Here is a 14,536-nt window from a genome sequence, read left to right on the forward strand (position 1 = left end):
TCCAGCATCTTTGCAAGCCTCCCGCCGTGAGGTGCAATAGACGCGGGAGGCCCCCATGGGGACGGTCACTGAACTCGGACGTGCCCGCCAGTGCTTCGACCGGCACGACTGGCGGGACGCGTTCGTGCGGCTCTCGGCGGCCGACGCGAGCGAGCCGCTCGAACCGGATGACCTGACCCTCCTCGCCTCCGCGGCGTTCCTGCTCGGCCACGACACCGAGAGCCTGCAGGCAGGCGAGCGCGCGTTCCAGGCCTACCTCGGTGGCGGCGACGGGGAACAGGCGGCCCTGAGCGCGTTCTGGCTCGCGCTGCGCCTGCTGTTGCGCGGCGAGCTCGCCCGCAGCGGCGGCTGGTTCGCGCGCGCCCAGCGCATCGTCGACGACGGCGACCTCGACGGCGTCACGCGCGGTTACCTGCTCACCGCGAATGCGATCCGCACCGCGCAGGAGCGGGACTTCCTCACCGCCTACGACCTGTTCACCGCCGCCGTCGAGGTCGGGGTCCGCTTCGGCGACCCCGACCTGGTCGCGATGGCGAGAATGGGGCAGGGCCGCACCATGATCGGGATGGGCGACGCCCCAGCGGGCCTGTCGCTGCTCGACGAGGTGATGGCCGCCGTGGCCGCCGGCGAGCTCTCACCGATCCCGGCGGGGATGATCTACTGCAGTGTCATCGAGGTGTGCCAGGAGGTCGCCGACCTGTCCAGGGCACACGAGTGGACGGCCGCGCTGAGCGCGTGGTGCCTCGCGCAGCCCGACCTGGTCCCGTTCCGGGGACAGTGCCTCGTGCACCGCACCGAGGTGCTGTGCCTGCGCGGCGCGTGGGCGGACGCGCGAGCCGAGATCGAGCGCGCGTGCCTGCGGCTGGCCGATCCGCCCGGACAGCCCGCGCTGGGCTTCGCGCTCTACCAGCGCGCGGAACTGTCGCGGCTGCGCGGGGATTTCGCGGCCGCCGAGCAGCTCTACCTCGAGGCGAGCGAGCACGCCTGTCAGCCGCAGCCGGGTCTCGCGTTGCTGTGGCTCGCGCAGGGACGCACCGGCGCGGCAGCGGCGGCGATCCGGACCACCGAGAGCGCCGCGCTCGCTCCGGTGCCGAGGGCGGCGCTGCTCGCCGCGCGGGTCGAGATCCTGCTGGCGGCCGGCGATCGCGAGCCCGCTCGCGCCGCGGCCGGTGAGCTGGCCGACATCGCCGTGACGATCGGCGCGCCACTGCTGCGGGCGATGTCGGCGCACGCCGAGGGCGCTGTGCGGCTCGCCGAGGGCGATGCTTCGGGCGCTGTCGACGCGCTGCGGCGCGCGGGCGCGCTGTGGGCGGAGGTCGAGGCTCCGTACGAGGGTGCCCGCTCCCACATCCTGCTCGGGCTGGCGGCCAGGGCGCTCGGCGACGACCACACCGCGAGGTTCGAGCTGGACGCCGCGCGACGCACGCTGGTCAGGCTCGGGGCGGCTACCTCGGCCGCCGGACTGACGGGGCCCGCCACCAGCGTCTGTGCGCTCACCGGGCGCGAGCTCGAGGTGCTCGCCCTCGTCGCGGCGGGCCGCTCCAACCGTGAGATCGCGGCCGAGCTGGTGATCAGCGAGCACACCGTGCGGCGGCACCTGCAGAACGCCTTCGCCAAGCTCGGGGTGTCCTCCCGGGCCGCCGCCACGACCTACGTGGTGCAGCACCACCTCGTGTGACCACGCCCGAGTGGCACGAACGTGCCACGTCACCGCAACCGGTTGGTACACGCGTGCGATGTGCACCGGGGGCGCCGTTCGTAGCGTCGGACGACATCGGACGTGTTCGGACGGGTGAGGAGGACGGACATCATGAGCGAGGCGAACGGCGCCCAGCGCGTGGAGACGGTGATCATCGGTGCGGGCCAGGCCGGGCTGTCCACCGGCTACCACCTGGCCAAACGCGAGCGCGACTTCGTGATCCTGGACGCCAACACGCGGGTGGGCGACAACTGGCGTTGTCACTGGGACACGTTGCGGCTCTACAGTCCCGCGCACATGGAAACGCTGCCCGGCATGCGGTTTCCCGCATCGCGGATGACGTTCCCGACCAAGGACGAGATGGCCGACTTCCTCGAGTCCTACGCGACGAGGTTCCACCTGCCGGTCCGGCTCGGTGTCACCGTGCGAGAACTGTCGCGTGTAGACGGTGAGTACGTCGTGCGCACCGACGGGGCGACGTACTCGTGCGACAACGTGGTCGTGGCATCGGGGACCTTCGGGCGCACCCCGCGGGTGCCCGCGCTCGCGGCGGAGCTCGACTCCGCGATCCTGCAGCTGCACTCGAGCGCCTACAAGAACCCCGACAGCGTGCCGCCCGGCGGTGTGCTGGTGGTCGGAGCCTCGCACTCGGGCGGCGACATCGCCTACGAGCTCGCGCGGGCGGGGCACCCCGTGGTGCTCAGCGGGCACATCAACGGTGAGCTGCCGTTCAACATCAACCGCAAGCCCGCCTACGCCATCGCCCCCGTGCTGTTCTTCCTGGCCAAGCACGTGCTCACGCTGCGTACGCCGATCGGGCGCAAACTGCGTGAGGAGATCAGGTCCCACGGTGGACCGCTGATCAGGGTCAAGCGCGCCGACCTGGTCGAAGCCGGCGTCGACCTCGTCGAGGACCGCACGACCGGGGTCCGCGACGGCCGCCCGGTGCTGGCCGATGGCCGTGTGCTCGACGTCACCACGGTGGTGTGGTGCACCGGCTTCCGGCAGGACTTCTCCTGGATCGACCTGCCCGTCATCGGTTCCGACGGGTGGCCGCTCGAACAGCGTGGCGTCGTGCGGACGGCGCCGGGTCTGTACTTCGTGGGGCTGGCCTTCCAGTACGCCTTCGCGTCGATGCTGGTGGGCGGCGCGGGTCGCGACGGTGAGTACGTTGCCCGCCACATCGTGTCCCGAAAGCGAGCGCCGCTGGTCGCTTCGTATGCTGGAGGCCGTGAACTGGACAGTTGACGTCCCCATCGACACCCTGCCCTCGCTGCCGCCGCTGCCCTCTGAGCTGCGCGACCGGCTCGACGACGCGTTGACGCGCCCCGCGGCCCAGCAGCCCGACTGGCCAGACCGGGACACGCTCGCCCGGGTCAGGGCCATCCTCGAGAGCGTCCCGCCGATCACGGTGCCCGCCGAGATCGACCGGCTGCGCGACCGGCTCGCGATGGTCGCGCGCGGCGAGGCCTTCCTGCTCCAGGGCGGCGACTGCGCGGAGACGTTCGAGTCCAACACCGAGCCGCACATCAGGGCCAACCTGCGCACGCTGCTGCAGATGGCCGTGGTGCTCACCTACGGCGCGAGCCTGCCCGTGGTGAAGGTCGGCCGCATCGCGGGCCAGTACGCCAAGCCGCGCTCGGCCTCCACCGACGCGCTCGGCCTGCCCGTCTACCGAGGCGACATCGTGAACTCGCTGGTGGCCGAGCCCGAGCTGCGCGTGCCCGACCCGGGCCGCATGATCAGGGCCTACGCCAACTCGGGCGCCGCGATGAACCTCATGCGCGCCCTGACCGGAGCTGGCATGGCCGACCTCGCCCAGGTGCACGACTGGAACAAGGACTTCGTGGGCACCTCGCCCGCTGGCGAGCGGTACGAGGCGCTGGCCTCCGAGATCGACCGCGGCCTGCGGTTCATGTCGGCGTGCGGGGTGAGCGACAGCTCGCTGCACTCCACCGAGATCTTCGCGAGCCACGAGGCGTTGCTGCTCGACTACGAGCGCGCGATGCTGCGGCTGGACAACCCCGACGCACCCGACGCGAAGCTCTACAACCTGTCCTCGCACTTCCTCTGGATCGGCGAGCGCACGCGGCAGCTGGACGGCGCGCACATCGCCTTCGCCGAACTGGTGTCCAACCCCATCGGTCTCAAGATCGGCCCCACCACCACGCCCGAGCAGGCCGTGGAGTACGTGGAGCGCCTCGACCCGCGCAACGAGCCGGGCAGGCTCACGCTGATCGCGCGCATGGGCAACGGCAAGGTCCGCGAGGTGCTGCCCGGGATCGTGGAGAAGGTCGAGAGCTCGGGCCACAAGGTCATCTGGCAGTGCGACCCGATGCACGGCAACACCCACGAGTCGTCGAACGGGTACAAGACCCGCCACTTCGACCGCATCGTCGACGAGGTGCAGGGCTTCTTCGAGGTGCACCACCGCCTGGGCACCTACCCCGGCGGCATCCACGTCGAGCTCACCGGCGAGGACGTCACCGAGTGCCTCGGTGGCGCCCAGGAGATCTCGGACCTCGATCTCTCCGGCCGTTACGAGACCGCGTGCGACCCGAGGCTCAACACCCAGCAGTCGCTGGAGCTGGCCTTCCTGGTCGCGGAGATGCTGCGCGCCTGACGGGCGCCCGCGTCAGAGGCTGCGCTGGTAGAGGGCTGCCAGCGACTTGGTGACGGCGTCGGCGAGCGAGCCGACGTCGGGCACCGCCTCGCCGTTGGCCTGCAGTCCGATGTGGAGCGCGTTGCGGTAGGTGCTGACCGCGATACCCACCGACTGGTGCGGCGCGAGTGGCACGAACGGGTAGATCTCGCGCAGCCTGGCGCCGCCCAGCGACATCGGGATGCCCGGCAGCGGCACGTTGGTCACCACGGTGTCGAACAGCAGTGGAGCGGCCCTGCCCGCGACCTTCGTGGCGATCCGGTGGATGCCCGCGGGCATCCGGTTAGCGAGGATCGGGATCGCGCCAGGGCCCCTGGCCGGGCCCGCTTGCTTGTTGCGCGCCATCACGTCGCGGACCACGCGCAGCCGGTCGACCGGGTCGTCGAGCTCGACGGGCAGGTCGCACAGGTAGCCGGAGAGCACGTTGCCACCCGCGCGCTCCGCCTCGCGTCCGCGCAGGCTGACCGGGATCAGCGCGCGCAGCGACCTGGCGTCGGCGCGCTGGCCCCTGTTGATCATCCAGTCCCGCAGCGCGCCCGCGAGCACCGCGAGCACGACGTCGTTGTTGGTGCCGCCGTGGGTCTTGCGGATGCTGCGGACGTCGCCGAGGTCCAGCCGGACCAGCCCGATGCGGCGCAGTGCGGAGTTCAGCGTCGCCGTGGGCGAGATCGGGTACGGGCGGGCGGCCCGCAGCACCGCGCTCGCGATGCCCGCCGACGTGGCGGCCTGGCCGAGCGCCGCCGTGGCTCCGTCGCGCAGCTCCTGCAGCGGCGTCCTCGGCTCCGGCTCGGGCTGCGGCGCCCTGCCGCCGCGCTGGACGGGCAGCGAGATGTCGTCGAGCAGACCGAACGCCAGCTCCACCGCACCCGCGCCGTCGGTGAGCGCATGATGGAACTTCACCAACAGGGCGAACTCACCGTCGGGAAGCCCGGTGACCAGTTGAACATTCCACAATGGAGCATCGAGTTCGAGCGGCTCGGCCATCCAGTGCGAGGCGAACTCGGCGAGCGGGTCGGGCTCGTAGAGGTCGCACAGCTTGCTGAGACCGATGTGGTTCAGCGCGTCGAAGCCGGGGTCGTCCTCCCACTGCGCTCCACCCAGCAGGGGCAGGCCGGAACGGACTCGCCTGCGCAGCTTGGGAATCCCGGCCGCCCGCTGTGCCAGCAGCGCCACGAGCCGTTCAGGATCGACGTGCCGTCGCGGACGGAACGTGGCTACCGCGCCCATGTGCATAGGCGTGTTCGCGCCCTCCAGGCAGAGGAAGGCAACGTCGAGTGCGCTGAGCCGGTCGAGTGGCATCGGCGGTCTCTCCCTGCGAGTAGATCGCTTGTCGCTTGCCGTTGAGTAGTTCACCAGTCATACATGTCGTGTGCGTGGTCGCAGTGTTACCGACCCGCAAATCCCAGGGCGGTCGCCGAGCCCCCTCGCGCACCTCGCCCGTGGCCCCAGAAGGTACGGCGAATTCCGACGACGTGTCGAGGGGCCTTACCTTTTTTCCAGCCGTTACAGCGATTTTCGCCAGCGATCGAGTAATTCGATCAGTCAATTTCCCGCGCGGTCGACGGATGGACGCGAACTTTCACACATATTTCAGATGCACGGTGCGTTGAACGCGGTGAAGGGCACCTTCACTGCGTTCAACGCACGGAAGGTGCCCTTCACCGCATTGGTGAGGCGTCACGGCACGATCGTGAGACTGATGGCGGTTCCCCGTGGCACGAGTGATCCCGGTGCGGGATCCTGCTGGAGCACGAAACTGAACGAGCCCCTGCCCCCGGCGTCACCGGCCGACAACCCGGCCTCGGACAGGATCTGCGCCGCTTCCTCGGCCGAGCGGCCGATCACCGCGGGCACCGCGACGGCGTTGGACACGAACACACCGACGCGGTTGCCCTCCTCGATCGTCGCGCCCTCGGCGGGGTCGGTGCGCGTGACCTGTCCGGCAGGCACGTCCGCGGAGAACTCCTCGCCGGCGTCGTACGGCTCGAACCCGGCCGTGGTCAGCGTCTGGAACGCCTGGTCCCTGGTCATGCCCACCACCGAGGGCACCGGGGTGGGCGGCGGTCCCTTCGACACCACGATCGTCACGGCGTCGCCGAGGTTGGCCTGGCTGCCGGGCTGTGGCGCCACTGAGATCACCGCGCCCTCCGCTACGTCCGCGCTGAACTGGTCACCCGCCTCGTCCCGTTTCGGTTCGAGCTGCACGCCACGAATCGCCTGTTCGGCCTGCTCCACCGTGGATCCCGCCGGGATGTCGGGCACCACCGGCCTGCCCAGCGACAGCACCACCGTGACCTCGTCGCCCTGCAGCGCCCGGGAACCCTGTTCGGGGTCGCTGCGGATCACGGTCCCGCTCGGCACGCTGTTGTGCCGCTCCTCGGTGAACCGCGGCGTGAGTTCGGCCCCGCGCAGTACCTGTTCGGCCTTCGCCTGGTCCATCCCGCCGACATTGGGCACGTCCACGTACCGCCCGCCAGTGAACCACCAGACGCCCGCGCCGATGCCTCCCGCGACGAGCAGGCCCACCAGCACCCACAGCGCCACCCAGAGGCCGCGTCGCCGGGGGCGCTGCTGGTCCTCCTGCGGGGCCTGCGGCGGCCCCGGCTGCTGGGTGTCGGCGTGCTGCGCCATCCTCGGCAGCGCCTGCGTGCCCCTCGGCCCGCCCGCCTGGGTGTGCACGGTGACGGCCTGGAACGAGGGCAGTGTCTTCTCGGCGTCCGGCACGTCCTGTTCGGGCGGCGCCGAGGGGACCGGGACCCCGACGGTGGGGATCCCCAGCTGCGTGCGCACCTGCGTGAGCTCCGCGAGGAACGCGCCCGCGTCGGCGGGCCGCGCCTCGGGGTCGCGACGGGTGGCCCGCAGGACGAGGTCGTCGAGCGAGGGCGGCAGGTCGGCCCTGGACTGGCTGGGAGCGGGCACGTCGTCGTTCACGTGCCGGTAGGCCACCGACAGCGCCGTGTCGGCGGTGTAGGGCACGCGCCCGGTGAGCATCTCGTACAGCAGGATCCCGGCCGAGTACACGTCGCCGCGTTCGCTCGCCGAGCCGTTGGTGACCTGCTCGGGGGAGAGGTAGGCGACGGTGCCGAGGATGACGCTCGTGCTCGTGGTCCCGGCGCTCGCGACAGCCCTGACCAGCCCGAAGTCGCCGACCTTCACCACGCCCGCTCCGCTGGTGCCGCTGCGGCCGATGAGGACGTTCTCGGGCTTGACGTCGCGGTGCACGAGCCCTGCCGTGTGGGCCGCGGCCAGCGCCGAGAGCACGTGCTCGATGATCGTGAGCGCGAGCGGTACGTCGAGTGCGCCGCGCTGGTCGAGCAGATCGCGCAGCGTGCCGCCGTCGACGAGCTCCATCACCAGGAACGCGCGCCGGTCCTCCGTGCCCGCCGGAGTGTCGAAGCCCTGGTCGTGCACCGCGACGACGTGCGAGTGGTGCAGTCGCGCCGCCGACCTGGCTTCGCGCTCGAACCGGTCCACGAACGTGCGGTCGTCGGCGAAGCGGGAGTCCATGATCTTGATGGCGACGGGCCGGTCCAGTCGCGTGTCGACACCGCGATACACCGAGGACATCCCACCTCTGGCCAGCAACCCGTCGACGCGGTATCGCCGATCGAGCAGCCTGCCGACAAGGCCGGTTTCCGTGCGTGTCACAGCGCTGAATCCTACGGTCGGTGGCGTGTGCCCTCCCTACGGTGCCCCCGTTACGCCATTAGATTGGTCCTGCTCGGCCGCGACGGGAATGTGGCAAGGTAGTACCCGTGAGTGCGATCCCTATCGCTGACGACGTGCTCGATGCCGAAGTGGCGGTGCTCCCGGTTGCGGAGGTCGCGGACTCGCTCGGGCTGTCTACGAACAAGGTGCGGCAGTTGTTGCGGGACGGTCAGTTGATCGCCGTGCGCAGATCCGGTGACCTTTTCGTCCCAGCGGACTTCCTCGGTAAGGACGGCGTGATCAAGGGTTTGGCGGGCACCATCACGGTGCTCTCGGACGCGGGGTTCACCCGCACCGAGATGCTGCGGTGGCTCTTCTCGGAGGACGAGTCGCTGCCGGGCACCACGCCCATCAACGCGTTGCGCACCAGCCACGGCACCGAGGTCAAGCGGCGCGCGCAGGCGATGGCGTTCTGACGCGCACGGCCAGATAGGTCAGCGCGGCGAGCGCCTCGAACCCGGCCGCGGCCAGCAGGCACGCGGTGGGTGAGTACGCCGCGAGCGGGCCCGCGAGCGCGGAGCCCAGTGCCATGGCGGTGATCTTGAGGCTCGCGCCGGTGGTGAAGATCTGTGCGCGCAGGTGCTCGGGTGCCTCGCGGTGCCGGATCGCGAACAGCGCCGTCAGCTGAGGGCCTTCGCCGAGCCCGGTGAGCGCCAGGGCGGCGACGGTGAGCGCGGGCGAGCCGGTCAGCGCCGCCGTCACCGTGCCCGCTCCCAGCAGCACGGTGCTCGCGAGCACGATCCGGTCCGGCGGGTTCAGCAGCGCGGGCCAGCGTGCCAGCGCCGTGTTGGCGAGCAGTCCCGCTGCGGCCATCGCGGCGAGCAGGAGCGCGCCGAGCCCGGCGTCGCCGAGGCGTTGCTCGCCCAGCAGCGGGCACGCCACCAGCAGCATGCCGAAGCCCGCGAACGACACCACCGAGGTCGCCGTGGCCCGCAGCAGCGACCGGGCCGCGCCGATCGCGCGGATGCCCGCGAGGAGGTCGCGGTGCGGCGCGCAGTGCCGTGCCGGGTCGTGCGATGCCGGATATTGCCGGGGCAGCGACCAGGCCACCGGGATCGCTCCGGCGACCAGCCCGATCGCGAGCAGCATCGGCACCGTGGCTCCGTACGCGCCTGCCAGCAGCCCGGCCAGCGCGGGTCCGGCGAGACTCGCGGCGCCGAACGTCATCGCGTCCAGCCCGGTGGCGCGCGGCAGGATCCCTGGGCCGACGAGGCGGGGCAGCTGTGCGGTCCAGCCGCCGGACAGGGCGGGACTGAGCAGTCCCGCGACGACGGCGACCGCCACGACCAGCGGAGTCGCGACCGTGCCGGTGCCGGCGAGCACGACGCCGAGGCCGGCCGCGTACCCGCCGAGCGCCACCGCCAGCAGAACGCCGGGGCGGTGGCTGCGGTCGAGCACCACGCCCAGCAGCGGGCCGCCCACGGCCGCGGAGATCGTCAGCCCCGTGAGCAGGGCCGACGCGGTCTCGATCGAGCCGGTCGCCGAGAACCCGAGCACCAGCAGTGCGGGGCCGGACATCTCGTCGCCCGTGCGTGCGGTGGTGGCCCCCAGCAGATACCGCTGCAGTGCGTAACGGCTTTGCACTGACAAGACGTTACACTGTGCGCATGGCATTCGATGGCGCCCAGCGAGCCGCCGATCTGGTGGCTGTGCTGCTGCGCGACCCGGCGGACCCTGCCGAGGTGTCCGAGGTGCTGCTCGCCCACGGGGAGAAGGAGCCGCTGGGACTCGGCGGCGCCGACGTCGCCGCCATGCGGGCGGTGGCGCCGCGGTTGCACGCCGTCTTCGCCGCCACGCGGACCGAGCGGGCGGCAGAGTTGCTCAACGACCTGCTCTCGCACCACGCCGCGCCGCCCCGGCTCACCACCCACGGCGGCGAGCACCCGTGGCACGTGCACGTGGACAGCGCCGACGACGCGCCGTGGGCCGAGTGGCTGCTGGCGTCCTCGGCGCACGCGCTGGCGCTGCTGCTCGCGGAGCGGCAGCGCCCACCCGGCGGGCTGTGCGCGTCGACGGCGTGCGGACGTCCCTTCGCCGACCTCGGCGGCGGCAGCCCGCGCCGCTACTGCTCCACGCGCTGCGCGACCCGCGAACGCGTGGCCGCGCACCGTAGGAAAGGCCCTGCGTAAGGGCGGAGGGGCACAAGAAAGCGCCCGCGCACCGGAGTCCGGTACGCGGGCGCGTCGTCAGGTGGTACTCAGCCGTTCTGGGCGTCGCGCCACGCGATCCACTTGCGCAGCAGCCCCAGGTCGTAGTCCGGGCCGCCCGTGGCCACGGTGAACATACTGATACCCAGCTCCAGCAGCTGCGAGCCGGAGTCCTCGGGATCACCCTGCACGCCCACCGACCGCTCGATCTCGGCCGGGTCGCGGCCCACGTCGGCGCAGTGCTGATCGAGGATCTTGACCTTGCGTGAGGCCACCTCGACGTCGCCGAAGCCGTGCCAGATGTCGGCGTGCTTGGCGACCAGGCGCAACGTCTTCTTCTCGCCACCGCCGCCGATCAGCACCGGGATCTTCCGGGTCGGAGCCGGGTTGAGCTTGGCGAGCCGGTCCTCGATGCGCGGCAGCGACGCGGCCAGCTCGTCGAGCCTGCCTCCCGCGGTGCCGAACTCGTAGCCGTACTCGGTGTAGTCCTTCTCGAACCAGCCGGAACCGATCCCGAGGATGAGCCTGCCATCACTGATGTGGTCGACCGTGCGGGCCATGTCGGCGAGCAGTTCGGGGTTGCGGTAGCTGTTGCACGTCACCAGCGCGCCGATCTCGACCTGCGACGTCGCCTCGGCCCACGCGCCCAGCATCGTCCAGCACTCGAAGTGCAGGCCGTCGGGATCGCCGTACAACGGGTAGAAGTGATCCCAGTTGAACACGATGTCGACGCCGAGCTCCTCGGCCTCTGCTGCCGCGCGGCGGATCGTCGCGTAGTCGGCGTGCTGGGGCTGCAGTTGCACACCGATCCGGACGGGCCTGTTCGCTGTAGTCATGAGGCCAGCCTAGTCAAGATGGCCGATCCCGCTACGGCGAAGCGACGCCGCAATGGCACCGCGACGCGCCGCTGGAGCACGTCGTAGTCGGCCGCGACGATCTCGTCGAGGATGCTCTCGTACAGCGTGCACGCCGTGGAGACGCATGGCCGGGATCGCTTGCGCAGCAACGCGATTCCCGGGCGAGCCCGGCGGTAGACGGCGCGGTTGCGGGCCACGAGCGCCGCCAGTGCGCGGCGGATCCTGCGGTCGGTGCCTCCCGTCCGCGCCGACCATTCGAGTAGGTGACGGTCCACATCGAACGCGGCCAGCTCTGATCGCGGCAGGTACACGCGGCCTCTGCCGAGGTCTTCGCCGATGTCGCGCAGGAAGTTGGTGAACTGGAACGCCTCGCCGAGCGCGGCCGCGTACGGAGCCGCTTCCTCCCTCGGCGCCACGGTGCCCAGCACCGGCAGCATCTGCAGCCCGATCACGCAGGCGGAGCCGTGCATGTAGCGGTGCAGGTCGTCGTACGTGTCGTACTCGCTCACGTGCAGATCCATCCGCATGGAGCGCAGGAACGAGTCGAACAGCCATCGGTCGAGTCCGTAGCGGCGCACCGTGTCGGCCAGCGCGAGCAACACCGGATCGGACGGCGGCTCGCCGGAGAACACCGAGTCGAGCCGGGCGTCGAACAGGGCGAGCCCGGCTTCGGGATCGCTGCCGGGAGGCGGGTTGTCCACGACCTCGTCGACACACCGGGCGAAGCCGTACAGCGCGTGCGTGCCGGGCCGCGCCTCGGCGGGCAGCAGTTGGGTCGCCAGATAGTAGGTACGTCCGTGGTGGGCGTTGATCCGGCGGCACTCGGCGTACGCGCTGCTGAGCTCGGCCGTCACGGCTCCCCCTTCGGCGCGGCGATGCGGGCCGCGGCGAGCCTGCCGGAGATCACGACCGGCGGGATGCCGACGCCGGGGGTGGTGCCGCAGCCGGCCAGCACGACGTTGTCCACGCCGCGCACCAGGTTGGCAGGGCGGAACGGGCCGGTCTGGGAGAACGTGTGCGCCAGCGAGAACGGCGTGCCCGCGGCGAGGCCCTTCGCCGCCCAGTCCTCCGGCGTCACCGTCTCGGCGACCTCGAGGTCGCGCGCGAAGCCGGGCAGGCCGCGCTCGGCGAGGGTGCGCAGCAGTTCGTCGCGGTAGGCCGACCCGACCCGGCTCCAGTCGATGGGGCCCGCGTGCAGGTTCGGCGCTGGCGCGAGCACCGAGAGCACCTGGCCGTCGCCGTTCGCCAGGGAGGGATCGGTCGCGGTCGGTCTGGTCACGAGCAGCGACGGGTCGCTCATGAGCCGTCCCTCGCGGATGATCTCGGTGAACGTCTTCTCCCACTGCCCGCCGAAGAAGATCGTGTGGTGCGCCAACCGGGACCACTCGCGATCGCTGCGCCCGTGCACCACCACCGCCGAGGGCGAGAAGCGCAGTGGCACGGGCCTGCGGGGTCCGTGGCCGAGCAGGTCGTAGGCGGTGGTCAGCTCGGTGGCGAGCACAACGGCGTCGCACTCCACGCGGTCGCCGTGGCTCGTGCGCACCGCCCGCACTCGCGAGCCGGTGCGCTCCAGCCACGCGGCCCTGGTGCCGAACCGCACCGTCGCCCCCGCCCGTTCGGCGGCGTCCGACATCGCCTCCGCGACCCGGGCCATGCCGCCCAGCGGGTAGTAGACGCCGCCGACGGTGTCCATGTAGGAGATCACCGCGTACGCCCCGAGCGCCCGAGCCGGGTCGAGTCCCGCGTAGAGCGACTGGAACGAGAACAACCTGCGCACGCGCTCGTCGCGCAGGAACCGCCCGACGCGCGGGCCGAGCCTGCCGAAGCCGCCGAGCGCGGCCAGTCTGGCCAGCTCGGGCCGCAGCAGATCCAGGGGTGAGTCGAAGTTGCCGCCGATGAACCGGTCCTTCTGCACGGCGTACAGGTCGGTGAGCCAGCGCCGCAGTCGCCGGTAGCCCGCCGCCTCCTCCGCGCCTGCCACCTCACGGACCTCGGCCTCCATGGCGTCGGCGTCGGTGTGCAGGTGGATGGTGCTGCCGTCGGCGAAGTGCGCCCGGTAGGCGGGATCGAGCCTGCGCAGCGTCAGCGTTTCGGCCGTGGACGTGCCCACCGCGGCGAACGCCTCGTCGAGCAGCTCCGGCATCGTCAGCACACTCGCGCCCGTGTCGACGGTGTAGCCGTGGTCGTCGTGCCCGCCCGCGCGGCCTCCCGGTGCCGGACCTGCCTCGAGCAGCGTGACCTGCCTGCCCTCGCCGAGCAGGTGCAGCGTGGCGGAGAGTCCCGCCAGGCCCGCGCCCACCACGACGATCCTGTCCGTCGGACCGGAGACCGTGCGCACTAGTACTTCCTTTGTGTGGCAACGATCGTGAGCTCGGTGAGCTTCGTCGTCGCGGGCTCGGCGAGGTCGATGCCCCGCAGCGTGGCGTGCGCGGCCTCGGTGAGTTCGTCGATCCGGCGTTCCACCTCCGCCACCGCGCCGACGTCGGTGAGCGCCTGCCGCACCGTGTCCACGTCGGCGAGCGTGAGGCCGGGGTTGCCGACCGCGGCGGTGATCACCTTGTGCTCCTGTTCCCGCTCCTGCTCCGCCGCAAACCGCAGTCCCAGCGCGAGCAACAGGGTGCGCTTGCCCTCGCGCAGGTCGTCGCCCGCGGGCTTGCCGGTGACCGACGGGTCGCCGAACACGCCGAGCATGTCGTCGCGCAGCTGGAACGCGACCCCGAGGTCGCGGCCGAACGTCGTCAGCGGGTCGATCAGCTCAGGTCCCGCACCCGCCAGTGCGGCGCCGAGGTGCAGCGGGCGTTGCACCGTGTAGGCCGCGGTCTTGAGCCGGTCGATGCGCAGCGCGGCCTCCACCGACGCGTCGCCCGTGGCCTGCGTGTGCACGTCGAGGTACTGCCCGGCGAGCACCTCGGTGCGCATGGCCCGCCACGCGGGCCGCGCCGCCGCGAGCACCTCCGGCGGCAGCGGGGCCTCGCTGAACATGTCGTCGGCCCACGCGAGCGCCAGGTCGCCGATGAGCACCGCCGCGGCGAGCCCGAACGAGTCGGGTGAGCCGAGCCAGCCGCGTTCGGCGTGCCTGGCCGCGAAGGCGACGTGCACGGTCGGCGAGCCTCGCCGCGAGTCGGAGGAGTCCAGCACGTCGTCGTGGATCAGCGCGCACGCCTGGATGAGCTCGAGGCTCGCCACCGCCCGCAGCACGCCCTCCGCGTGCTCGCCCTCGGGGTCGCCGCCCGCGCCCCGCCAGCTCCACCAGGCGAACGTCGGGCGCAACCGCTTGCCCCCGCCGAGCACGAAGTCGCTGAGCGCGTCCGTGGCGGGACCGAACGTCGGCTCGATGCTCCCGATGGACTCGCCGGCCCGCCTGAGGAAGTCGGTCAGCGCACTGTTCACGTGCGCGGGCAGGTCTGCGTCGTAGCCGGGCTCGCTCATGCCTCTATCGTCCCAGGTCCGTTCGCCGCCAGTA

The 14,536-nt window shown here is 71.6% G+C and carries 12 protein-coding genes; 5 read left to right on the top strand and 7 right to left on the bottom strand.

Annotated elements, in window-relative coordinates; all coding sequences use genetic code 11:
• Positions 1 to 55 precede the first annotated feature (55 nt).
• The 3 genes from JHE00_RS35890 to JHE00_RS17550 all read left to right on the top strand — a co-directional run bounded on the left by JHE00_RS35890 (position 56) and on the right by JHE00_RS17550 (position 4,322).
• Positions 56 to 1,678, top strand: coding sequence for a LuxR family transcriptional regulator (locus JHE00_RS35890; RefSeq protein ID WP_200319119.1), 1,623 nt, complete (start codon positions 56 to 58; stop codon positions 1,676 to 1,678).
• A 132-nt stretch (positions 1,679 to 1,810) separates the two neighbouring features.
• Positions 1,811 to 2,947, top strand: a complete 1,137-nt coding sequence (locus JHE00_RS17545) for a flavin-containing monooxygenase (RefSeq protein WP_200319120.1) — start codon at positions 1,811 to 1,813, stop codon at positions 2,945 to 2,947.
• Positions 2,919 to 4,322, top strand: a complete 1,404-nt coding sequence (locus tag JHE00_RS17550; protein WP_200319121.1) for a class II 3-deoxy-7-phosphoheptulonate synthase — start codon at positions 2,919 to 2,921, stop codon at positions 4,320 to 4,322. Before JHE00_RS17545 ends, JHE00_RS17550 begins: the two co-directional genes overlap by 29 nt.
• A gap of 12 nt (positions 4,323 to 4,334) precedes the next feature.
• On the opposite strand, the gene JHE00_RS17555 is transcribed toward JHE00_RS17550, so the two are convergent.
• Together JHE00_RS17555 and JHE00_RS17560 are read right to left on the bottom strand one after the other, a co-directional pair.
• A complete protein-coding gene (locus tag JHE00_RS17555; RefSeq protein ID WP_200319122.1) occupies positions 4,335 to 5,660 on the bottom strand; it encodes a wax ester/triacylglycerol synthase family O-acyltransferase in 1,326 nt (441 codons plus the stop codon).
• Between the two features lie 378 nt (positions 5,661 to 6,038).
• Entirely contained in the window at positions 6,039 to 8,009 is a 1,971-nt protein-coding gene (locus JHE00_RS17560) for a PASTA domain-containing protein (protein WP_200319123.1), read from the bottom strand.
• A gap of 107 nt (positions 8,010 to 8,116) precedes the next feature.
• Between JHE00_RS17560 and JHE00_RS17565 the strand changes: the two genes are divergently transcribed.
• Positions 8,117 to 8,485 carry an Rv2175c family DNA-binding protein gene (locus tag JHE00_RS17565; RefSeq protein WP_200319125.1) on the top strand — a complete coding sequence of 123 codons (369 nt, stop codon included), beginning with the start codon at positions 8,117 to 8,119 and terminating at the stop codon, positions 8,483 to 8,485.
• Here the strand turns inward: JHE00_RS17565 and JHE00_RS17570 are convergent.
• Positions 8,454 to 9,653, bottom strand: coding sequence for an MFS transporter (locus JHE00_RS17570; protein ID WP_200319127.1), 1,200 nt, complete (start codon positions 9,651 to 9,653; stop codon positions 8,454 to 8,456). The genes JHE00_RS17565 and JHE00_RS17570 overlap by 32 nt on opposite strands.
• Before the next feature lie 23 nt (positions 9,654 to 9,676).
• Here JHE00_RS17570 and JHE00_RS17575 point away from each other — a divergent pair, with 23 nt between their 5' ends.
• Complete coding sequence (locus JHE00_RS17575) at positions 9,677 to 10,198, top strand: CGNR zinc finger domain-containing protein (protein WP_200319129.1); 522 nt, start codon at positions 9,677 to 9,679, stop codon at positions 10,196 to 10,198.
• Positions 10,199 to 10,266: 68 nt separating this feature from the next.
• Here the strand turns inward: JHE00_RS17575 and JHE00_RS17580 are convergent, their stop codons facing one another.
• Genes JHE00_RS17580 through JHE00_RS17595 form a run of 4 tightly spaced genes read right to left on the bottom strand, consistent with a single transcriptional unit; the run spans position 10,267 to position 14,502 of the window.
• Positions 10,267 to 11,052, bottom strand: coding sequence for an LLM class F420-dependent oxidoreductase (locus tag JHE00_RS17580; protein ID WP_200319131.1), 786 nt, complete (start codon positions 11,050 to 11,052; stop codon positions 10,267 to 10,269).
• Positions 11,049 to 11,927: a phytoene/squalene synthase family protein gene (locus JHE00_RS17585; protein ID WP_200319133.1), complete on the bottom strand. Its 879-nt coding sequence runs from the start codon at positions 11,925 to 11,927 to the stop codon at positions 11,049 to 11,051. Before JHE00_RS17585 ends, JHE00_RS17580 begins: the two co-directional genes overlap by 4 nt.
• Positions 11,924 to 13,411: a phytoene desaturase family protein gene (gene crtI / locus JHE00_RS17590; RefSeq protein WP_200319135.1), complete on the bottom strand. Its 1,488-nt coding sequence runs from the start codon at positions 13,409 to 13,411 to the stop codon at positions 11,924 to 11,926. Before crtI ends, JHE00_RS17585 begins: the two co-directional genes overlap by 4 nt.
• The gene (locus tag JHE00_RS17595) at positions 13,411 to 14,502 is read right to left on the bottom strand and encodes a polyprenyl synthetase family protein (protein ID WP_200319138.1); all 1,092 of its coding nucleotides are present in this window, start codon (positions 14,500 to 14,502) and stop codon (positions 13,411 to 13,413) included. Before JHE00_RS17595 ends, crtI begins: the two co-directional genes overlap by 1 nt.
• Positions 14,503 to 14,536: the final 34 nt, after the last annotated feature.

This window comes from Prauserella cavernicola (assembly GCF_016595675.1).
GTDB lineage: Bacteria > Actinomycetota > Actinomycetes > Mycobacteriales > Pseudonocardiaceae > Prauserella_A > Prauserella_A cavernicola.